This window comes from Polaromonas sp. P4_H1 (genome assembly GCF_056400945.1).
Map to the genome: position 1 here is coordinate 184,117 of NZ_JBFUKG010000009.1, position 21,040 is coordinate 205,156.

At 61.8% G+C, this 21,040-nt stretch carries 20 protein-coding genes and 2 riboswitches; of the genes, 9 read left to right on the plus strand and 11 right to left on the minus strand.

Annotated elements, in window-relative coordinates:
- The first annotated feature begins 110 nt into the window (after positions 1-110).
- The 4 genes from pcaB (at position 111) to arfB (ending at position 3,114) form a co-directional block, all read left to right on the plus strand.
- Positions 111-1,370, plus strand: coding sequence for a 3-carboxy-cis,cis-muconate cycloisomerase (gene pcaB / locus AC1DS5_RS13650; protein ID WP_477718800.1), 1,260 nt, complete (start codon positions 111-113; stop codon positions 1,368-1,370).
- A gap of 4 nt (positions 1,371-1,374) precedes the next feature.
- Positions 1,375-1,791 (plus strand): carboxymuconolactone decarboxylase family protein, encoded by a 417-nt coding sequence (locus AC1DS5_RS13655; protein ID WP_477718801.1) that lies wholly within the window; start codon positions 1,375-1,377, stop codon positions 1,789-1,791.
- Positions 1,792-1,805: 14 nt separating this feature from the next.
- Positions 1,806-2,588 (plus strand): 3-oxoadipate enol-lactonase, encoded by a 783-nt coding sequence (gene pcaD, locus AC1DS5_RS13660; RefSeq protein WP_477718802.1) that lies wholly within the window; start codon positions 1,806-1,808, stop codon positions 2,586-2,588.
- Positions 2,589-2,706: 118 nt separating this feature from the next.
- Complete coding sequence (gene arfB / locus AC1DS5_RS13665; protein WP_477718803.1) at positions 2,707-3,114, plus strand: alternative ribosome rescue aminoacyl-tRNA hydrolase ArfB; 408 nt, start codon at positions 2,707-2,709, stop codon at positions 3,112-3,114.
- 48 nt (positions 3,115-3,162) lie between these two features.
- Here the strand turns inward: arfB and AC1DS5_RS13670 are convergent, their stop codons facing one another.
- On the minus strand, positions 3,163-4,059 hold the full coding sequence (locus tag AC1DS5_RS13670; RefSeq protein ID WP_477718804.1) for a LysR family transcriptional regulator: 897 nt from the start codon (positions 4,057-4,059) through the stop codon (positions 3,163-3,165).
- Positions 4,060-4,232: 173 nt separating this feature from the next.
- Between AC1DS5_RS13670 and AC1DS5_RS13675 the strand changes: the two genes are divergently transcribed.
- The 3 genes from AC1DS5_RS13675 to AC1DS5_RS13685 are packed head-to-tail and all read left to right on the plus strand — an operon-like array spanning position 4,233 to position 6,714.
- A complete protein-coding gene (locus AC1DS5_RS13675) occupies positions 4,233-5,054 on the plus strand; it encodes a DODA-type extradiol aromatic ring-opening family dioxygenase (RefSeq protein WP_477718805.1) in 822 nt (273 codons plus the stop codon).
- Positions 5,055-5,088: 34 nt separating this feature from the next.
- Positions 5,089-5,775 carry an alpha/beta hydrolase gene (locus AC1DS5_RS13680; protein ID WP_477718806.1) on the plus strand — a complete coding sequence of 229 codons (687 nt, stop codon included), beginning with the start codon at positions 5,089-5,091 and terminating at the stop codon, positions 5,773-5,775.
- A 57-nt stretch (positions 5,776-5,832) separates the two neighbouring features.
- The gene (locus tag AC1DS5_RS13685) at positions 5,833-6,714 is read left to right on the plus strand and encodes an alpha/beta fold hydrolase (RefSeq protein ID WP_477718807.1); all 882 of its coding nucleotides are present in this window, start codon (positions 5,833-5,835) and stop codon (positions 6,712-6,714) included.
- A gap of 33 nt (positions 6,715-6,747) precedes the next feature.
- Here AC1DS5_RS13685 and AC1DS5_RS13690 read toward each other — a convergent pair whose 3' ends face one another.
- From AC1DS5_RS13690 to AC1DS5_RS13735, 10 genes are all read right to left on the minus strand, one after another.
- Positions 6,748-7,149, minus strand: a complete 402-nt coding sequence (locus AC1DS5_RS13690; RefSeq protein WP_477718845.1) for an FKBP-type peptidyl-prolyl cis-trans isomerase — start codon at positions 7,147-7,149, stop codon at positions 6,748-6,750.
- A gap of 140 nt (positions 7,150-7,289) precedes the next feature.
- A complete protein-coding gene (locus AC1DS5_RS13695; RefSeq protein ID WP_477718808.1) occupies positions 7,290-8,045 on the minus strand; it encodes a sulfite exporter TauE/SafE family protein in 756 nt (251 codons plus the stop codon).
- 66 nt (positions 8,046-8,111) lie between these two features.
- A complete protein-coding gene (gene gcvP, locus AC1DS5_RS13700) occupies positions 8,112-11,006 on the minus strand; it encodes an aminomethyl-transferring glycine dehydrogenase (protein ID WP_477718809.1) in 2,895 nt (964 codons plus the stop codon).
- A gap of 32 nt (positions 11,007-11,038) precedes the next feature.
- The gene (gcvH, locus tag AC1DS5_RS13705) at positions 11,039-11,407 is read right to left on the minus strand and encodes a glycine cleavage system protein GcvH (protein WP_477718810.1); all 369 of its coding nucleotides are present in this window, start codon (positions 11,405-11,407) and stop codon (positions 11,039-11,041) included.
- A 120-nt stretch (positions 11,408-11,527) separates the two neighbouring features.
- Positions 11,528-12,706 carry a glycine cleavage system aminomethyltransferase GcvT gene (gene gcvT / locus AC1DS5_RS13710; RefSeq protein ID WP_477718811.1) on the minus strand — a complete coding sequence of 393 codons (1,179 nt, stop codon included), beginning with the start codon at positions 12,704-12,706 and terminating at the stop codon, positions 11,528-11,530.
- Positions 12,707-12,751: 45 nt separating this feature from the next.
- Positions 12,752-12,853: riboswitch (glycine riboswitch) on the minus strand.
- Positions 12,854-12,874: 21 nt separating this feature from the next.
- Positions 12,875-12,988, minus strand: a riboswitch (glycine riboswitch).
- Between the two features lie 52 nt (positions 12,989-13,040).
- Complete coding sequence (locus tag AC1DS5_RS13715; protein WP_477718812.1) at positions 13,041-14,333, minus strand: TRAP transporter large permease; 1,293 nt, start codon at positions 14,331-14,333, stop codon at positions 13,041-13,043.
- Between the two features lie 163 nt (positions 14,334-14,496).
- The gene (locus AC1DS5_RS13720; RefSeq protein WP_477718813.1) at positions 14,497-15,009 is read right to left on the minus strand and encodes a TRAP transporter small permease; all 513 of its coding nucleotides are present in this window, start codon (positions 15,007-15,009) and stop codon (positions 14,497-14,499) included.
- 117 nt (positions 15,010-15,126) lie between these two features.
- Complete coding sequence (locus AC1DS5_RS13725) at positions 15,127-16,095, minus strand: TRAP transporter substrate-binding protein (protein ID WP_477718814.1); 969 nt, start codon at positions 16,093-16,095, stop codon at positions 15,127-15,129.
- Between the two features lie 68 nt (positions 16,096-16,163).
- Positions 16,164-17,201 carry a D-erythronate dehydrogenase gene (gene denD / locus AC1DS5_RS13730; protein WP_477718815.1) on the minus strand — a complete coding sequence of 346 codons (1,038 nt, stop codon included), beginning with the start codon at positions 17,199-17,201 and terminating at the stop codon, positions 16,164-16,166.
- 212 nt (positions 17,202-17,413) lie between these two features.
- A complete protein-coding gene (locus tag AC1DS5_RS13735) occupies positions 17,414-18,394 on the minus strand; it encodes an acyltransferase family protein (RefSeq protein ID WP_477718816.1) in 981 nt (326 codons plus the stop codon).
- A 394-nt stretch (positions 18,395-18,788) separates the two neighbouring features.
- On the opposite strand from AC1DS5_RS13735, the gene epsA reads away from it, so the two are divergent.
- Positions 18,789-19,595: an XrtB/PEP-CTERM-associated transcriptional regulator EpsA gene (gene epsA / locus AC1DS5_RS13740; protein WP_477718817.1), complete on the plus strand. Its 807-nt coding sequence runs from the start codon at positions 18,789-18,791 to the stop codon at positions 19,593-19,595.
- Positions 19,588-21,021: an undecaprenyl-phosphate glucose phosphotransferase gene (locus tag AC1DS5_RS13745; RefSeq protein WP_477718818.1), complete on the plus strand. Its 1,434-nt coding sequence runs from the start codon at positions 19,588-19,590 to the stop codon at positions 21,019-21,021. Before epsA ends, AC1DS5_RS13745 begins: the two co-directional genes overlap by 8 nt.
- Positions 21,022-21,040 lie beyond the last annotated feature (19 nt).

The following is a 21,040-nucleotide window of genomic DNA, read 5'->3' on the forward strand; positions in this document are numbered from 1 at the left end:
TTCGAGCCTGCGGCGCGCTGCCCCTTTCCTCTCCTGTGGAGGCGCATTTTTCCTTGGGGCGGCCCGGCGGAAAAACAACCCTCATCGCCTTTTGAAAAGAAACCCATCGCATGAGCAGCATTTTTGAAGGTTTTTTATCCACGTCCGAAATCCTAGAGGCGTTCAGTGAACGCAATTTTCTGGACGCCATGCTGCGCTTTGAGGGCTCGCTGGCGCGCGCGCAGGCCAGGGTCGGGCTGATTCCCGAGGCCGTGGCCCAGTCCATCAGCGGGACCTGCAAGGTCGAGCTGTTTGATGTGGCCAAGATCGTGCGCGAAAGCGGGCGCGCCGGCAGCATTGCGATTCCGCTGGTCAAGAGCCTGAAGGAAACGGTGGGCCTCTTCAACAAGGAGGCCGCCGGTTTTGTCCACTTTGGCTCTACCTCCCAGGACGTGATCGATACCGCGCTGGCCCTGGTGACGCGCAATGCGCTGAACCTGATCGAAGCCGATGTCCACAAGGCGGTGACGGCGTTGCTGGCCCTGGCCGGGCGCCATGCCGCCGATCCTGTGCTGGCGCGCACACTGATGCAGCCGGCGTCGGTCACCAGTTTTGGCCTGAAATGTGCCGGATGGGCCGCACCGCTGGTACGCAGCCTGCAGCGCCTGCAGGCGACAGCCGGCAATGCCCTGAGCGTGCAGCTGGGTGGCGCGGTGGGCACGCTCGCCCAGATGCAGAAAGCTGGAAAGAACCTGGGGCCGCAGGTCATCGCGCACATGGCGGCCGAGCTGAAACTGAGGGCGCCTTCCTGTGCATGGCACACGCAGCGCGACGAGTGGGTCGCGCTCGGTTGCGAGTTGGGGCTGCTGGTGGGCAGTCTCGGCAAGATAGCCAAGGACATTGCCCTGATGGGCCAGTATGAAGTGGGCGAGGTGGCCGAGCCGTCCGAGCCGGGGCGCGGAGGTTCGTCGGCCATGCCGCACAAGCGCAATCCGGTCGCCTGCATGGTGGCGCTGGCCGCCGCGCAGCGGGCACCGCAACGGGTGGCCGCGTTGCTGGCCGCCATGCCGCAGGAGCACGAGCGAGCCCTTGGCAACTGGCAGGCCGAGCTGGCTGAATGGCCGGGCCTGCTGATGTCGGCGCACGGTTCTGCCCGCGCGATGGCCCAGGCGCTGCCGGGCCTGCAGGTGGATACGCAGCGCATGCGGGCCAACCTGGACGCCTTGCGCGCGGTGCTGCCCGCCGAGGCTGCAGACGAGTGGTTCAGTCCCGGCCTGGCCCAGCATGCGGCGGAGCTGACACAGGCCCAGGTCCTGGCCCATACCCAGGCGCTGGCCGCGCTGAATTCCCCGAAACCACCAGATATCCAGATACCAACAGAACGAAAGTGACGCCATGAGCACGAGTGACTCCATGAATGATTACGACAAGGGCATGGTCAATCGCCGCAGGGTGCTGGGCGATGCCTGGGTAGACAAATCCATTGCCAACAGCAACGCCTTCAACGGGGAATTTCAGGCCCTGATCACGCGTTATGCGTGGCACGAAATCTGGGGGCGCCCCGCATTTGGCGACAAGACGCGGCGCCTCATGGTGCTGTCCACCATGATTGCGCTGAAGGCCTTTGAGGAATTCGCCATGCATGTTCGCGCCGGCCTGGACGGTCCGCCGGACTCCCGGCTGACGCCCGAAGACATCAAGGAGGTCATCCTGCAGGCGGCGATTTACTGCGGTGTGCCTGCGGCCAACCATGCGTTCGCGGTCGCCGGCGATATCCTGCGCGAAAAAGGCCTGCTGGCCGCCACACCCTGAGGACACTCCAGACAATGAAAAAAACTGTTTTGCACTGGACGAAAGAGGGCCAGGGACCGGTGGTGGTGTTGAGCCATGCCCTCGGTTGCGACATCCGCATGTGGGATGGCGTGACCGCGCTGCTGAAAAACCGCTACACGGTGCTGCGCTATGACCACCGGGGGCACGGCCAGTCGCAAGCGCCTGCCGGGCCCTACAGCATGGACCTGCTGGCAGACGACGCCGCCGGCCTGATCCGCGAGCAGGCGGCAGGCCCGGTGCATTTTGTCGGCCTGAGCATGGGCGGCATGACGGCGCAGGCGCTCGCTGCCAGCCAGCCGCAGCTGCTCAAAAGCATTGTCATCGCCAACGCGGCCAGCTGGTACGACGATGCGGCCCGAGCCCTGTGGCAGGCGCGGGTCAAGACTGTGCTCGCCGAGGGCGTCGCAGCCATTGCCGACGGCGCCATGCAGCGCTGGTTCACACCCGAATTCAGGGCGGACCTTGCCGGAGGCGGCGCGCAGCGCGTGGCGGACCTGCGCCACCAACTGGAAAAGACCGACGCTGCGGCTTATGCCACCAGTTGCGAGGCGGTGGCATCCATTGACTTTCGTGCCAGCAATCGCCGCATCGAATGCCCGGCGCTGGTGATCGCGGGCACACGTGACGAGGCCACGCCAGTGGCCATGTCGCAGGCCATTGCGGACAGCATCCCCGGCGCGCAATTGCGTACGCTGGAGGCTGCCCACCTCAGCGCCGTGGAGCAACCCGAAGCGTTTGCCCGTTTGCTGGAAAGTTTTTTTGACGATGTGAAGTAGCCGTCTTTCGTGATGCCGGCGTGCTGCAAGTGTGATGCCAGCGAGGCCGGGCCGATAATCATGGGATGTGGGACCATCCAATTGCCGTTTCCAGCTTGAACCCCGCGCAGCGTTGACCATGACGACCCCGAAATTTCTGGTTGATGAGCGCGAGGTGGAATTCAGCGCGATCCGCGCCCAGGGCGCGGGCGGGCAAAACGTCAACAAGGTGTCCAGCGCCGTGCACTTGCGCTTTGACATTGCAGCGTCTTCACTCCCCGATGAGGTCAAGGGCCGCTTGCTGGCGTTGAGCGACAGCCGCATCACCCAGGAGGGCGTGTTTGTCCTGAAGGCGCAGCAGCACCGCACGCAGGAGATGAACCGGAGCGACGCCTTGATGCGCTTGCAGGAAGTGGTGGACAGCGTGTCATCGCCACCCAAACCCCGACGCGCTACCAAGCCGACCTACGGCTCGAAGCAGCGGCGTCTGGCGGGCAAAAGCCAGCGCTCGGAGATCAAGAACCTGCGTGGCAAGGTCAATGAATGATTGAGCCGGGAGCCCTGGCCGGCACCTGGCGCCGCCAGACTGCCGGGTTCATTCCCAATCAGGTTTTTTGAACGCGCCAGCCAGGTACTCGACCATGCGCCGCACCTTGACCGACAGGTGCTGGCGGCTCGGGTACACCGCATGGATGGCGAAGGTCGGCGCGCGGTAGTGCGGCAGCACTTCCACCAGCCGGCCTGCCTTGAGGTCGGGTCCGACAATGAAGGTCGGTTGCAGGATCAGGCCCTGGCCCGCCAGCGCTGCGGCCAGGCAGGTGTCGCCGGAGTTGCTGCGCAGGCGGGCCTGCGTGACCACCTCGACCGGGCCCTCCGGCCCCTCGAACGCCCAGCTGTCGCCGCCTGACCAGTAGCTGTAGGCGATGACGGGATGCGCGGCAATGTCTTCAATGGAGCGTAGCCGGGCCTGCCGTTTCAGGTAGGCGGGCGAGGCGCACAGCACCAGCCGGGTGCTGGCGAGCTGGCGCGAGATCAGACTGGAGTTGGCCAGGCGGGCGATACGGATGGCCAGATCGTAACCGTCTTCCACCAGATCGACCTGACGGTCGGAGAGCGTGACGTCCAGCGTCACATCGGGATGCCGCTGCAGAAAACCGCCCCACAGCGGCGCCAGATGCAGGTTGCCAAAACTGACTGGCACGTTGATGCGCAGCCGGCCCACCGGCAGTGCGGTACTGGCGCTGGCGGCCTGGTTGGCTTCGGCCAGGTCATCCAGGATCTTGCGGCAGCGCTCGAAATAATCGGCCCCCGATTCGGTCAGCGACTGTTTGCGGGTGGTGCGATTCAGGAGCCGTGTGTCCAGCCGGGCCTCGAGTTCCAGCACCAGGCGCGACACCGCGGCCTTGGAGTCGCCCAGCTTCTCGGCGGCTTTGACAAAGCTGCCGTTTTGCACCACGGCAACAAAGGTTTCAATCTGGCGGAGCTGGTCCATGGTGTGCGTTTTCGCCTTTTCAACGGTGAGTGAGCTGAGGGTTCGAGTAACGTGAGAGTGCCGTTTTGACCATTTATTGTCAATTATTCAGAGTCAATGAATCAATATTTACGATATTTATCTTTCATTTATGGATAACTACAGTATCAGTAATCTTTGGAAAGGATTTCGTCATGCGGGTCTCAACACTTCCAGCCTTGTTTTTATCCCACGGCGCACCGCTGTTCGCCATTGAAGCCGGCAGCACCGGCCCCGCGCTGACACGCTGGGGCGCAGCGCTGGCGCAGGCGCCCGGTGATTTGCGCGGCATCGTCATCATGTCGCCGCACTGGATGGTGCGCACCCCGGCGGTCATGGCCAACCCGGCGCCTGCCACATGGCACGACTTTGGCGGTTTTCCGCCTGCGCTGTACGAACTGCAATACCCGGCCCCGGGCAGTCCGGTACTGGCGGCCGAAGTGCGGGAACTGCTGCAGGGCGCGGGCATGGCCGCCGACAGCGATGCGGAGCGCCCGCTCGACCACGGCGCCTGGGTGCCGCTGATGCATCTCTTCCCGAAGGCGGATGTACCGGTGGTGCAGGTGGCCTTGCCGCTGGGTTACGGCCCGGCCCAGGTGCTGGCCATGGGCCGTGCGCTGCGCAGTCTCCGGGCCAAAGGTGTGCTGGTCATTGGCTCGGGCAGCATGACGCACAACCTGCGCGAGTTTTTTGGGGGTGAACGCGAGCCGTCGCCTTATGTGGTCGAGTTCAGCCGCTGGGTTGAGTCGGCCGTCGTGCGCGGCGACAAGGCCGCACTGCTCGACTACCGCCGCCAGGCGCCGCATGCGCAGCGGGCGCATCCGAGTGAAGATCATTTTTTGCCGATATTTTTTGCGCTGGGGGCCGCTGGTTGGGGTGAAGATGAAGCGGTGCAGGCCGACTACCTGAGCCGCGAGGTGATGTACGGCATCCTCGCGATGGATTCGTTTGCGCTGGCATCAGCGCAGCCTGCCTGAAAACCCGGCCATCGTCGGAAGGAAGAATTTTTATATGACTGAAAACAACGTGAAACCCCATGAATTTGGCAGTATTCCGCTGTCTTTTTTGAAGCGTGATGCGGCGCCCGGAACCGCCAGCCCGTGGCTGCTGGTGCTGCTGCACGGCGTGGGCAGCAATGAAGAAGACCTGTTCGGCCTGGCATCCCATGTCCCGGCCAACTTTCATGTGGTCAGCCTGCGCGCACCGAATGTGGTGGGGCACGGTTCGTATGCCTGGTTTCAGTTTGGTGTTTCACCGCAGGGCCAGCGTGTCATTCATCAGGCGCAGGAAGCCGCCAGCCGCCGGCTGGTGGCCGAGACCCTTGCGGGCCTGTCGAGGCAATTGGGCGTGCCGCCCGAACGCGTGATTGTGGGTGGTTTCAGCCAGGGCGGCATCATGTCGCTCTCGCTGCTGCTGACCCAGCCTCAGCTCGTGCACGGCGCCATGGTGCTGCACAGCCGCCTGCTGGATGAAGTACGGCCGTTCGTGGCACCTGAGGCGCAGCTGCAGGGCAAGCAGCTATGGGTCAGCGGTGGAACCCGGGACCAGGTGCTGCCCATCGCCCATGCCCAGGCGATTCGCCATCAGGTGCAAAAGCTGCCGCTCACGCTGCGCTATACCGAATTTCCCAACGCCCATGAGATCACGCAGGACGAATTGACGGCTGCGATGGAGTGGCTGCGGCAGCTGGCGGCGTAGCGACATAGAGGCCAGGCAGGGCGTGGCCCGTGCGGCGGGGCAAGGTATAAACACTGAATGACTCTTTCGATACAGGTTCAAGTCCAAGTTCCCTCTGAAGCACAAGCGCTTTTAAAAACAGCGGTCCGCAGGGAAACCCCCTGCGGGGCGGGCACCATGGTCTGGCATGTCTGGGGCGAGGCGGGTGGCAACCGGGCCCTGGCGCCCGTGGTGCTTCTTCATGGCGGCAGCGGCAGCTGGACGCACTGGCTGCGCAATATCCTTCCGCTCGTCGAGTCGGGGCGCCGGGTCTATGTGCCGGACCTGCCCGGTTTTGGCGATTCAGCCGCACCGCCACAGGGGACGGACGCCGATGCCGTGCCCGGGCCGGTTGAGCAGGGGCTGAAGCTGCTGCTGGGTGATGAGGCCTGTGATCTGGTGGGTTTTTCTTTTGGCGGCATGGTGGCCGGATTTCTGGCGGCGCAGTTTCCGGCGCGGGCTGCCCGTGTGGTGCTGGTGGGTGCACCCGGTTTGGGCATCGCACCCGTGAAGCCGATCCAGCTCACTTCTTGGCGGCACCTGACCGACCCGGCCCAGCGCGATGCCATTCACCGCGGCAATCTGGCGGCGCTGATGCTGTACCACCCGGAGGCGATCACCGAACTGGCGCTTCGCCTGCATGTGGCCAATGTGCTGCGCGACCGGATGAAAGGGCGCAGCCTGTCGCGTACCGGCGTGCTGGCGCGTTCACTCGAGCAGGTGCGCTGCCCGGTGCATGCCATTTACGGCAGTGAAGATGCCCTGTACCGGGGCAAGCTGGATGCACTGGCGGCGGCCGTGCGGCAAGCCCGAAATTTCCGGACCCTGACGCTCATTGATGCCGCCGGCCACTGGGTTCAGTTTGAACGGGCAGATGCCTTTAACCAGGCATTGCTGGCGGCACTCAGCGAGGCACCGTAAGCGGTGGCGTGAGGCCGTGTCCGTGCGGGCTGCTTATTTCTCGATGGCCAGCAACTCAACTTCAAACGTCAGCGTGGCATTGGGCGGCACCACACCGCCGGCGCCGAGCTTGCCATACGCCGTGTCGGGCGGGCAGGTCAGCGTGGCCTTGCCGCCGACCTTGATTTTCTGCATGCCTTCCGTCCAGCACGGCACGACGCGGCTGAGGGGAAAGGTTGCGGGTTTTCCTCGTTTGTAGGAGCTGTCGAATTCCTTGCCGTCGGCGAGCGTTCCGCGGTAGTGCACCTGGACCGTGTCCGAGGCCTTGGGCTGCGCCCCGGTGCCGTCCACGCTGTGCACAACTTTCACGCCCGTGGGCAGCGTTTCGGCGGGTGCTGCGGCCAGCACGCTGGTGGCCAGAGCGCAGGAGGCCAGCAGGGCTGGAACGGCTTTCATGATGTTCATGGGGTTGCTCATTGAATAGTGGCGGGGGTAAGGTTGAAGCAGGCAAAACGGAGAACGCTTGCGGAAGCAGTCGGCCGCATTATCTCCGGGCCGGCGCAATACCCTGTAACGGCGAAGTTACAGGCGCCGCGTCAGCTGGCACGGCCGAGCAGCTGTGGCAGCGAGGAGCCCAGCAGGGCTGCCCCCGAGGCGGTCAGCAGGCTCAAGATGATCTTGCGGAATGTTACTTCGCTGATGCCAATGTAGACCCGGGCGCCGATGAGTGAAGGCAGCAGCATCGCGGGCGCCACGATGGCCAGCATGGGGATGGTTTCGCGGGTCACGATGCCGGTGGCGATGTAGGTGGCCATGGTGACCATCAGCACGGCCAGATTGAAGTTTTGAATGATGGCGCGCTGGGCGTGCTTGTCATAGCCGCGCAGCGTGCACCAGAGCGTGGGAATGACCCCCGAAAAACCACCCATCGCGCTCATCATGCCGCCTACGCCGCCCGCCAGCCCGTCGCCGAGACGCCCGCCCGCGGTAATGCGGGGTAGTTGCCCTGCCATCAGCATGGCAGGGCACCAGAGCATGAGCAGCATGCCCAGAAAGGCCTTGAACATGTGCACGTCCATCAAGGGCAGCACCAGCAGTCCGGCGGGAATGCCAATCAACCCGCCGGCCACAAAAGGGGCGAGCCGCCGCAGGTCAAAACCGCGGCGCACTGTGGCGGCGGCCACCAGCTGCCCGGTCAGGGCGCCAAAGACCGCCATGGCGGCGGCAAGCCGCGGATCAATCGTCCAGGCCCAGACAGACATGGCGACCAAGCCAAAGCCGAAGCCTGAAAGGCCCTGCACAAAGCCGGCCAGTGCGGCACCCATCACGACCAGGAGTGTCTGCGAATCCATGCAGGGCGAAGCGGCAGAAAACGGCAGTAAGCGGCAGTAAACCTTGAAAAAACCCCCTGGTTTGTTTCAGGCGTAGTCGCTCAGGGGCACGCAACTGCAAAACAGGTTGCGGTCACCGTAGACGTTGTCGACGCGACCCACCGGCGGCCAGTATTTGGCGTGCTGGGTCTTGCTGAGTATGGCGGCCCCCACATCGCGTGTGTAGGCATGATTCCATTCGCCCTTGAGCAGGCTTACCGCTGTATGCGGCGCGGCCTTCAGCGGGTTGTCGTCCTGCGGCCACTCGCCTTTTTCGATGCGGCGGATTTCCTGCCGAATGGCGATCATCGCGTCGATGAAGCGGTCCAGTTCGTCCAGCGTTTCGCTCTCGGTGGGTTCCACCATCAGCGTGCCGGCAACCGGAAAGCTGAGCGTCGGCGCGTGAAAACCGTAGTCGATCAGCCGCTTGGCCACGTCTTCGGCGGTGACGCCGCTGCTGTCCTTGAGCGGGCGCAGGTCCAGGATGCACTCGTGCGCGACGTGGCCATTCTCGCTGGCGTACAGCGTCGGGTAGTGGTCTTTCAGGCGCGAACTGATGTAGTTGGCGCTCAGGATGGCGATTTCGGTGGCGCGCGTCAGCCCCTCGGGGCCCATCATGCGGCAGTACATCCAGCTGATGGGCAGCACGGCCGCATTGCCCAGGGGGGCCGCCGACACGGCGCCGACACCGTTGACCGGAATGCCGGCTGTGGCATGGCCGGGCAGGTAAGGCACCAGGTCGGCCACCACGCACACCGGGCCCACGCCCGGCCCGCCGCCGCCGTGCGGAATGCAGAAGGTCTTGTGCAGATTCAGATGGCTCACGTCGCCGCCAAACTCGCCCGGGGCGGCCACGCCGACCAGCGCATTCATGTTGGCGCCGTCGACGTACACGCGCCCGCCGTGTGCATGCACCAGCTGGCAAAGTTCCTTGACATGGGTTTCAAACACACCATGTGTGCTGGGGTAGGTGATCATCACGCAGGCCAGGTTGGCGCTGTGCTGTTCGCACTTGGCCTGGAGGTCGGCCATGTCCACATTGCCCTGCGCGTCACAGGCGGTGACGACGACGGTCATGCCCACCATCTGCGCGCTGGCCGGGTTGGTGCCATGGGCTGACGAGGGAATCAGGCAGATGTTGCGGTGGCCCTGTCCCTGTGCTTCATGGTAGGCCTTGATCACTAGCAGGCCGGCGTATTCGCCCTGTGAACCCGCATTGGGCTGCAGGCTGATGCCCGCATAACCGGTGGCCTGGCAGAGCCAGTCGCGCAACTCCTGGTCGAGTTCGGCATAGCCCTGCAGTTGCTCCTGGGGGGCAAAAGGGTGGATGTTGGCAAACTCGGGCCAGGTGATGGGAATCATCTCGCTGGTGGCGTTGAGCTTCATGGTGCAGCTGCCCAGCGGGATCATGCTGCGGTCCAGCGCCAGGTCCTTGTCGCTGAGCATGCGGATGTAGCGCAGCATGCCGGTTTCGGAATGGTGGGTGTTGAACACCGGGTGCGTCAGGAAGGCGCTGGTGCGGCGCAGGTCGGCCGGGATCAGGGACTCGATGCCTTTTTCAAAGGCGCTGACCACGGGCACCGTCTGCCCGGGCTGGGCAAAGAAGGACCAGAGCAGTTCGATGTCCTTGCGGCTGGTGGTTTCGTCCAGCGACACGCCCAGGTGATTGTTCAGTCGAAACCGCAGGTTGGCCCCTGATTGACGGGCGCGCTCAGCGATTAAATTGGTCGCGTCGCCGGTCTTGACGGTGACGGAGTCAAAGGCGCCGCCGTTGGTGATTTCATAACCGAGCTCCTGCAGGCCGCGCACAAAGATGGCGGTGTAGGCGGCCACGCGCTCCGCGATGCGCTTGAGGCCCTGGGGGCCGTGGTAGACCGCATACATGCTGGCTACCACCGCAGGCAGCACCTGGGCGGTGCAGATGTTGGAGGTGGCCTTTTCGCGGCGGATGTGCTGCTCGCGCGTCTGCAGCGCCAGGCGGTAGGTGGGGTTGCCGTGGACGTCGACACTCACGCCCACCAGGCGGCCGGGCAGCGAACGCTTGAACTCTTCGCGACAGGCGAGGTAGGCGGCGTGCGGCCCGCCATTGCCCATGGGCATACCGAAGCGCTGGGTGTTGCCGAGCACAATGTCGGCGTCCCATTCGCCGGGCGGCGCGAGCAGGGTCAGTGCGAGCAGGTCGGCGGCCACGCACAGTGCGGCGCCATCCACATGTGCCTGGCCGGCCAGCGGGCGCAGGTCGTGGATGCTGCCGGTGGTGGCCGGGTACTGGACCAGCACGCCGAAGTAATTGCCTTCGGCCATGAGTTGCGGCACGGTAGCCACTGCGGTGCTGACCTTGATTTCAATGCCCAGCGGTTTCGCGCGGGTCTGGATGACTTCAATCGTTTGTGGATGGCAGTCGCCTGCGACGATGAAGACATTGCTCTTGCTTTTTACGCTGCGCCTGGCCAGCGTCATGGCCTCGGCGGCAGCTGTCGCTTCGTCAAGCATGGAGGCATTGGCAATGGGCATGCCCGTCAGGTCGCACACCATGGTCTGGAAGTTGATCAGCGCCTCCATGCGGCCTTGCGAAATCTCGGCCTGGTAGGGCGTGTAGGCCGTGTACCAGGCGGGGTTCTCCAGGATGTTGCGCAGGATCACGCCCGGCGTGTACGTGCCGTAGTAGCCCTGGCCGATGAAGTTTTTGAACACCTGGTTTTTCGCGGCAATCGCCTTGAGCTGCTTGAGGGCTGCCGCCTCACTCACCGGCGGTGGAATGGCCATTGCGCTGCGGCGTGCGATCGAGCGCGGAACAATCCCGTCTATCAGGTCGCGGCGTGAAGCTGAGCCCACCACACTGAGCATGTGCACTTCGTCGGCCTCATCAATGCCGATGTGGCGTGCGATGAATTCAGAGGGGTTTTCAAGCTCGCCCAGCGGCTTGGCGGATTGCATCAACATGTCGGGAGTTCCGTATCAGGCGGTTTCAAAAATCAGGCGGCGGAAAACTGGGTGTAGCTGGTTTCATCCATCAGGGCGTCCAGCTGCGAGGCGTCGGACAGTTTGATTTTGAAGAACCAGCCGGCGCCCAGCGGGTCGCTGTTGGCCAGCGACGGATCGTTGCGCAGGGCTTCATTGACTTCAACGACCTCGCCGCTCACGGGCATGTAGACGTCCGCGGCGGCCTTGACCGATTCGACCACGCCGGCAGTTTCCTTCTGCGCCAGGGTGGCGCCGACGGCAGGCAGGTCGACAAACACCACATCGCCCAGCGCGTCCTGCGCATGGACCGTGATGCCCACGGTGGCGGTGTCGCCGTCAATCTTGAGCCATTCGTGGTCTTCGGTGTATTTGACAGTCATGAGGTTCTCCAGAAGTTCAAAAGTTCAGTGAAAAGGATTCAGCAAAAAGGATTCAACAAAAAGATTTAGCAAAAAAGATTCAGCAAGTTAACGTGAAAGTAGTAAGAGGCAGCCAAACACTCAGCCGCGGTAGTAGTGGTTGGGCACAAACGGCATGGCCGACACTTCCATCGGAACGGCCTTGCCGCGCACCAGGGCATTCACCCGCGTGCCGATGGCGGAAAACTCGGGGCTCACGTAGCCCATGGCCACCGGCTGGTTGATGGTGGGGCCGAGCAGGCCGCTGGTCACGGTGCCAATGGGCGCGCCCGCGGTGCTTTGCAGTTCGGTGTGGTCGCGCACAGGCACGCGCTCCAGCGCCACCAGGCCCACGCGCATTCGGGTAAGCGTTACCGGGTCGGCCAGCTGCGCCAGAATTTTTTCCGCACCGGGAAACCCTCCGGCGCGCGCGCCGCCGGTGCGCCGGACCTTCTGAATGGCCCAGTTGAGCGCCGCTTCCACCGGCGTGGTGCTGGTGTCAATGTCATTGCCGTAAAGGCACAGCCCCGCTTCAAGCCGCAGCGAGTTCCGTGCGCCCAAGCCAACAGGTTTGACTTCGGGCTGGGCCAGCAGGGCTCTGGCCAGCGTGTCGGCCTGCGATTCGTGCACCGAGATTTCGAAACCGTCTTCGCCGGTGTAGCCGCTGCGCGTGAGGAAGCAGTCGCAGCCCGCCACCGTGAAGCGGCCGCCGGTCATGAACACCAGTTTTTCAACGCCCGGCGCCAGGCGCTGCAAGGCGGTTACCGCCTGCGGCCCCTGCAGAGCCATCAGCGCCATCTCCGGCATGGGGATGACTTCGCACCGGCTGCCGATCTTTTGCTGGATGTGCGCGATATCACCGACCTTGCAGGCCCCGTTCACAATGAGGAACAGGTCGCCGCCCCCGGCGCTGTCGTGCATGTTGCGGTTGAAAAACATCAGGTCATCGATGATGCCGCCGTCGTCATTGAGCAGCAGGCCGTAGCGCTGCTTGCCGGCGGGCAGGTCGACCACATCGACGGGCAACAGGGTTTCCAGCGCAGCCGCCGAATCGGGGCCCACCAGGCGCAACTGGCCCATGTGGGACACGTCAAAAAGTCCCGCCGCCTGGCGTGTGTGGTGGTGCTCGGCCATCAGGCCCGCAGGGTACTGCACCGGCATGGAATAGCCCGCGAATGGCACCATGCGCGCGCTCAACTCTGCGTGCAAGGCATGCAGCGGTGTTTTGAGAAGATCTTCAGGGGTGACAGAAGAAGAGGAGGCAGAAGAGGCGTTAGACAAGGCATTCTCCGGGGGCAAACATGAATCCATGACCCATGGTCATGCGCTGCCCCTGCTGTCCACTTTACCTGAGAGATTCACCTGGCGATGCAGGCTTGCTCCTTCGGTGGGCCGCCTCAAAAGCGGCCTCTCTCCAGTAGGGAACGTTTTCCGGCGCCAGACGCCGGAAAACGGTTGCCAGTCCTTTTGCCTGAGCGTTCAGTGCACCATGGGAGTTAACTTCATGGTGTTCGTGCGCCTTCGGCGGTTTTCGCGGTGAAAACTCTCTCCTGACCTCTCAAGTGTAACGGATGCCGGATTCGGCGATTTGCACCCGACGGGGTGTTATCAGGTGCTATTTGAAGCCCAGCACATGGGGCAGCCAGGTGCTGAGCGCAGGCAGGAAAGTCAGCAGCACCAGCACCGCACCGTGCGCCCAAAGAAAGGGCATCAATTCCCGCACCAGCGGGCCCATGGGTACACGCGATACGTTTGATGTGACAAATAACAGGCCTCCCACCGGCGGCGTAATCATGCCCAGCGTGAGGTTGTAGATGACGATCATCGCAAAATGGATGGGATCTATGCCCAGCTTGACTGCAACGGGCGCAAGAATCGGCGCCAACACCATCACACCGGGCAGCGGCTCAATAAAAATGCCAAACAGCAGCAAAAAGATGTTCACGATGATCAGGAACATCCAGGGAGACAGATTCATCCCGATGATCCAGTCCGCCATCAGCTGCGGCAGGCCCTCGATGGTGAGAATCCATGCGAAAGAGGCGGACAGGCCAATGATGATCAGCACCGAAGCCGTGAGCAGGGCAGAGCGCGCCAGGATGTCGGGCAGGGCTTTCCATTCGAGTGTCCGGTAAACGAATTTGCCGCAGACCAGCGCGTAAAAAACAGCCACCACGGAGGCTTCGGTGGGCGTGAACCAGCCGGCCCGCATCCCGCCCAGAATCAGCACTGGCAGCAGCAGCGCAGGAATTGCCTTCCAGGTGGTGCGCCAGACCTCCGGCCACGGCGGCATGCCGCCGTCGCCTTTGTAATTGCGTTTTTTGGAAACTTGGAAATTGACAACGCACATCGCCACCGCAATCAGGATGCCGGGTAACAGACCCGCGACGAACAGTGCGCCGACAGAAACGTTATCGTCCTGCAGGGCATAGATGATCATGATGATCGACGGTGGAATGATGGGCCCGACAATGGCTGTCGCTGCTGTCAGGGCGGCAGCATAGGAGCGGTCGTAGCCAGCCTTGTCCATCATGCGGATCAGCATGGAGCCCGGTCCTGCGGCATCCGCCAGTGCGGAGCCGGAAATGCCGGAGAAAAAGGTCAGCGACACCACGTTGGTGTAACCCAGGCCGCCCCGCTTGTGGCCGACAAATTGCCCGGCAAAGCGCAGCAGTACCTCTGTGAGCGAACCACCGCTCATCAACTCGGCCGCCAGAATGAAAAACGGCACTGCCATCAGCGGGAAGCTGTCCACGCCGGTAAAGGTTTCCTTTAGCAGTACAAACAGCGGGTAGTTCTCCGCGAGAATCAGCGTGGCGGCGGTGGCAAGGCCCAGCGCAAAGGCAACCGGTACGCCAATGGCGAGAAAAAAGCAGGCTGAAATTATCAGCAGCAGGCTGGCGTTCATAGTGCCCCCACGCTTGCGGCATGGGCCGCCGCGCGAGGCCTTGCAGGCCGCGGCTCGCGAGACGCTTCGCCTCTATCGCCTGTCCAAGCCTGCTCAAGCAGGCTTGGAGCCGCAGGCTCCAGCCCCAAGGGGGCCTTCGGGTCTTGGAGCGGTCCGGCGGCCCTCATAGGGATGCACTCGCAGTCGCATCAAAATGCGCGTCTACGGCAAACAGCCGGTCGCGCACATAAACCCGCACGATCAGCAGCCAGTGCACGACCAGCAGCACGCCGCCAACCGGCATGGCCGCGTAAATATAGGCAAACGGAATCTGCGTGGCCGCCGTCAGCTGAAACATGGTGCGGCCCATGTACAGCCAGCCATACCAGATCATGAAACCGAAGAAGGCGAACAGCAGCGCAGCCACGACAGCCCGCGTGATGATGGCCAATGGCCGGGGCAGCGCATCCTGGAGATTTTCTACAGCGATGTGGCCGCCGTACCGAAGTACCGGTCCGGCACCGAGAAACGTCAGCCAGATCATCATGTGCCGGGAGACTTCTTCGGCCCATTCAATCGACTGGTTGGTCAGGTAGCGCAATGCCACGTTGACAAAAATGATGACGGCCATGGCCGCCAGCAGCAAAATCAGCGCCCAGCGGTTGGCGCTGAGGAAATAGCGTTCGAAGGTCTTCACTGTTGTTCTCGATTGTTCAGCCTGATTCTGCTGGCGGTGATCGCCAGGTGCGACGGGCTGGAGCCTTCCAAAAAAATGCCGCCCGGATAAAGCCGGGCGGCGCCAGGGTTTCGACGCTTAGCGTACGTCCTGGATCTTTTTGATATTGTCGGCGCCAAACTCCTTGGCATAGCTGGCGTAGGCCGGCTTCAGTGCTTCCCGGAAGGCGTTGCCGTCGACTACTTTGGTGACTTTCATGCCTTCTTTTTCCAGCTGGGCAATACCGTTGTTCTCGTCGTCATTGACCTTTTTGCGCTGGGCGGCACCCGCCTTTTTAGCTGCTTCGACAAATACCTTCTTGTCGGCGTCGGACAGCTTGTTCCAGGTTTTTGGGGACAGCAACAGCAAGGCCGGGGAATACACATGACCGGTCAGCGACAGGTGTTTTTGGACCTGCGAAAACTTGGAAGACAGGATCACGGGGATGGGATTCTCCTGGCCGTCCACGGTACCTTGCTGTAGCGCGCCGAACAGCTCAGGGAAGGCCATGGGCGTGGGCAGAATGCCGAAAGTCCGGTAGCCATCCATATGCACCTTGTTCTCCATGGTGCGCATTTTCAGGCCGGCGGCATCGGCGGGTTTGACAATGTCGCGTTTGCTGTTGGTCATGTGGCGAAAACCGTTTTCCGTCCAGCCCAGCGCAATGATGCCCTTGCTCGGGAACTTGCTCAGGATGTCCTGGCCGATGGGGCCATCCATCACCTTGCGTGCATGGTCGTAATCGCGAAACAGGAAGGGAATGTCAACAATCTTGACTTCGGGCACAAAGTTGCCCACAGGGCCGGTAGAGGTGTTCACAAGATCCTGCGTGCCAAGTTGCACCGCTTCGATTTGCTCGCGCTCTCCGCCCAGTGCAGAACTGGGGAACTGCTGGCATTTGTAGCGACCCTGTGTGTTCTTTTCGACTTCATCGCAGAACGTGGTGGAACCCACTCCGTAATGGGATTCCTTGGTGGTTGCGTAGCCGATTTTCAGGATGGTCTGTGCCTGCGCGGCAATACACCCCGTGGCCAGGGTGATACCGATAAGCAGTTTTGAAAGTTTCATGTCGTCTCCGGGGGGGGTGTCGTTCTGACGGGCCTCCGGCCAGTCAAAAGTTATCATACAACTCTGAATTATGTCCGCTCAGCCAGAGCCGCCACATTGGGGTTTTCGAGCACATAGCCACGAATGATGGTTTCAAAGTCGGGGTCGGGCTGCAAGCCGAGTCCGCGGGCGCGGACGGCATCGATGTGGGCGGGCCAGCTGGTGACGATTTTTGCAACCGCAGGGTCCGGCGTCCAGTCGATCAGTGCCGCAACCTGCTTGCCTGCCACGCGTTCCAGCGCCGCGGCCATATCGCCGGCCGTTGTCTTGAGCGCCGGCAGGTTGATGGCGGTGCGGGCGCCCCATTCGGCATCGCTGGCTTGCACGGCCCGTATCAGCCCGTCAATCGTGCGGCCTGGCGAAGACAGGGCCACGGCTGTTTCCGGCGGCACCGGGCAGGCTGCCCGTACGCCTGCCAGCGGCTCGCGGATCATGCCGCTCAGAAAGCTGGATGCTGCGCCATTGGGCCGGCCAGGCCGTACGCTGACGGTCATCAGGCGCACATTGCGGCCCCGGATGAAGCCTTTGCGGGCGTAGTCGGCCACCAGCTGCTCTCCGATGAATTTCTGGATGCCATAGCTGTTTTGCGGCGTGGGCAGCGTCCTGTCGTCAATCACCGCAGGCAAGGGTTGTTCCGGTGAATTGCCAAAGACGGCGAGTGAGCTGGCAAATACAAAGGTGGGGGAGGTCTTCAGCGCGCGGCAGGTTTGGAGCAACGCCCGTGTAGCGTCCAGGTTGCTGCGCATGCCGAGGTCAAAGTCAGCCTCGCACTCGCCACTGACGGCTGCGGCGAGATGAAAAATGATGACGTCTTCCGGCCGTACTACGGAGGCTGTGGCCGGGGTTGCGGCCGGATTTGCTTCCAGGAGCTGGTTCAGGTCGCCCACCATTGAACGAATTCGCCGGTCTGCCGCCAAATCAGCGGGCGGTGCCGCGCGGTCCACCAGTGTGATGGTTTGAATGGTTTGCGGTGCGGCGCCGGCCAGTGCAAGCTGGCCACGCTTGAGAAGCTCGCGGGCGAGCCGGGCGCCCAGAAATCCGGCGCCGCCTGTGATGACGATGTTCATGGAGGTTGTCTCTGTTGATGTCTCTGCTGATGTCTGCGATGTGTCTGTGGTGTGCCAGTGCCCGCCAACTGGATGCATGAGGCCTGCCCTGCGAAGCACCACATGGTGTATTGCAGTTTAGCGTGCGGGGGTGTGCAACAACCGGCTGGTGCGTGGCGGGCGGCGCGGCGGCAGTTCAGTGCGCCGCGGCGGCAGGTGTCAGGTGTCAGGTGTCAGGTGGCTGTCGCTTTTATTTTTGCATTGCTTCCCAGCAACCACAGGTTGAGGCCTTGGTACCGGCCGATGACCAGCGCGGAAACGATGGGGCCGCCGACACCGAAGGCAAGGCCGAGCACCATGAGCACGTAGGTGTCCGTGATCCCGAGCTTCTGAAAGAAGATACGGCTTGCGGCGGTAAAAAAAACATGCAGAAGATAAATGGCAAATGAGAAGGAGCCGATATAGGCAAGATTCTCCGAACGCCAGCCACTCCTCAGCAGCAGGAAGACGCCGGAAATGCCGAGCGCGAGGGCGGGCAGGGAGCCTCCCTGTTCAGAAACCTGGGGAAATGACATGGCAACCACTGCGGCGCCGATGAAGACCACGGCTGCCAGAAGGCGTGCGGTGGAGGTCCCGATCTCAAATCTTTTGCAGGCCAGCCCACCCAGAAAAAATGGCAGCAGGTAGACCGCACCGCGAGCCGCAAAGTAGTTGGGCGGATGAAAGTAGATAAACATCATCGCGCTAACGATCCAGACTGCTGCGAAACCGGCCCCGGTAGCAAGGGCGCCCAGGTGTTCCAGCAAAAGAACAATCAAAAAGACAATGAAAAGCGCTTCCAGGAACCAGAAATGCCCAACGGGTTCGATATGCAGCAGCCACCAGTGGTCAACAGTCGCATTGGCACCTGGCGTGACGGCCTGGACAACCGCAAAAAGGGTTCCCACGGTGACCAGGGGCAGCACAAGCCGCCGCACTTTTCCTTTGATAAAACCCAGCGGATGGCCTTGATAGGGACGAAAGCCGTAGACGTAGCCCGAGATAAAGGAAAAGAGCGGCATCCGGACATAGGCCAGCGCTTCATTGACCACCTGCAGCCAATGTCCCTCCGGAATTCTCAACCCCACGGCAGGTGTATCACCCACGACATGAAAAAGCACGAGCAGCACGCACGCGATGCCCCGCAAGGTATCCACCTCAATGCTGCGTTTCATTTTTGTGCTGCTGTTGCTCATTGGCCCTTGCACCCCGCTGAAAAATCAAAGGACCTAGCGTAATCTGAAGAGGCATCGATAAGGCCTGATGGTTGCAAAATGCTACAGGCAAACTGTTGCAAGTCGTAGGAAGACCACCCTTGCCGGCAGGTGAGTCGGTGAGGTCAAGCGCATGGCCGGCCGCGTTCGGGGAAACAGTGAAGACGCAGCAGGGCGTTATCCGACGTGGCCCGCGGTAATGGCCTACAGGCCACCGTTTTTCTCTCCTACATGGATTGTCAGCCATCCTTCTATTGTCCTGGCAGGAGCATCCCCCATCATGAGTCCAGTTGTTATTGCGGCCACTTCAATGTTGGTCAACGAATGAAAAAAATGAACCGGGAAGTGGTGAAAAATGAAGTCTCCTATATCGCCCACAGGCGAAAATTCTGCGGCCGAGGGTTATTTGAAGTTGATCAGTCAGGCCGTAGCGACCGGATGGCGGCATATTGACTTGTTGAACTGGTTGCAGGGCGACGTCCAGCATTACCTGCCTCATGACATCCTGCTCGCCGGATGGGGGGATTTTCGGGAGGGTTCGATACACCACGATGTCCTGTCCAGTCGGCCTGGCGTGCGCTCTTATGCGGCGGGCACGGAGGTGCTTCCGTTCCTGTTGGGAAAGTTTCACGACAGTTGGGTCGCGGCGCAGAGAAAACCCTGTCGTCTGGATTTCGGTGAATTTGCGTACCTGCTGGGCAATGCCAGCCTGGCTGGTTCCTTTTCCAGCGTGTTGCGCACGATGCGCTCTGTATTGATACATGGGATCTGCGATGAAAGAGGCCGCCATGAGTGCCTCTATGTGCTGTTAAGGGCAGGCGAAATTCCCGCCGAGCCCGCCACGACGGCCATGGGCGTGCTGATGCCCCATATCGACACCGCATTGCGGCAGGTCACGCACTTGCCGCAACAGCACCAACAGCTTCGTCAGTCATCGCCGCCTGCGCGGAGTGCCCCGGAGGACTCCTGTGGCTTGAGTGAACGTGAAACCCAGATCATGGCGTGGGTGGCCATGGGCAAGACCAATTCGGAGATCGGAACCATTCTGAATATCAGTGGATTCACAGTCAAAAACCACATGCAGCGCATTTTTCAAAAACTGAATGTATTCAATCGCACACAGGCAGTTTCCAAGGTAACGAGGGTGGCACTCGATGCCTGAATTCAACCCGGTCAATTCGGCATCGACTTCAGCCTGGCTGGGCCGTCGTGAGCCCCGATCCATGGGGTTGGGCAGAAGCTATATTTTCATCGCCATCGAAGCCGCGCTGGAGCCTCTGGTCCTGGTATTTTCGCTGTGGGCGTTGGCGTTTTACCTTGAAGACCAGGTAAGCCCGGCCTACCTGATCCTGTCGGTCATCGTGTTCTCTCTGTCTTTTCCGGGCACTTCCCAGCTTCGCCTGCCGGCGGGCAAAGCCGTGCTCAATATCGCCACTCACTGGCTCTGGATCGCCGGGTTGTTGTTGCTGGCAGGTGTTGCCACGGAATACCTTTACAGCTTGTCCCTGCCCGTGGTGGGCAACTGGTTATGGATTGCGCCGGTGGCCCAGATCGCTGCACACCTCGGGCTTAGAGCTGTCGCTCCCCAACTGCTGAAGTTGCAGGGCCCGCCCCGAAGCGCGGTCATTGTGGGTATGAACGAGCAGGGCGTGTCCCTTGCCCGGCATATCGCCGGGTCGGCCTACTCGGGTATCGAGCTGCTGGGGTTTTTTGATGACCGCAGCGAAGAGCGCAGGGTCGCACAGGACGAGCAGGGGCTGATCGGCAAAATCGATGACCTGCCGGCCTACGTCAAACAGCACCGGGTCCAGTTTATTTACCTGTCATTGCCGATGGCTTCGCGGCCACGCATTTTGCATGTCCTTGACGGCTTGAAGGACACCACCGCCTCCATCTATTTTGTGCCCGACATGTTTGTGACGGACCTGATTCAGGGCCGAAGCGATTCGGTATGCGGTGTCACGGTGATATCCGTTTGCGATACGCCGTTTCGTGGTGTCAATGGCGCATTGAAGCGAGCCAGCGACATTGTGTTGTCATTGCTCATACTGCTCTTGGTGTCTCCCCTCATGCTGGTGATTGCGCTGGCGGTGAAACTGGACTCACCGGGGCCGGTGATCTTCAAGCAACGGCGCTACGGACTGGATGGCGAGCAGATCCTGGTCTATAAATTCCGATCCATGGCCGTGACCGAAGACGGCAACACGATTCAGCAAGCGCAGAAAAATGACCTGCGGGTCACCCGGCTGGGCGCCTTCCTGCGCAGAACCTCGCTCGATGAGCTGCCGCAATTCATCAACGTCCTGCAGGGGCGCATGAGTATTGTCGGGCCCCGTCCCCATGCGGTTGCGCACAACGAAATGTACCGGACCCAGATCAAGGGCTACATGGTTCGCCACAAGGTCCGGCCCGGAATTACCGGTTGGGCCCAGGTCAATGGGCAGCGCGGCGAAACGGACACCCTGGACAAGATGGAGGCCCGCATTGACTGCGATCTTGATTATTTGAGAAATTGGTCGTTGCAGCTCGACCTGTTCATTATCTTGAAGACCGTGCGGCTTGTTTTCAAAGACAGTTCCGCATACTGAAACGGATGGGGATGCAATG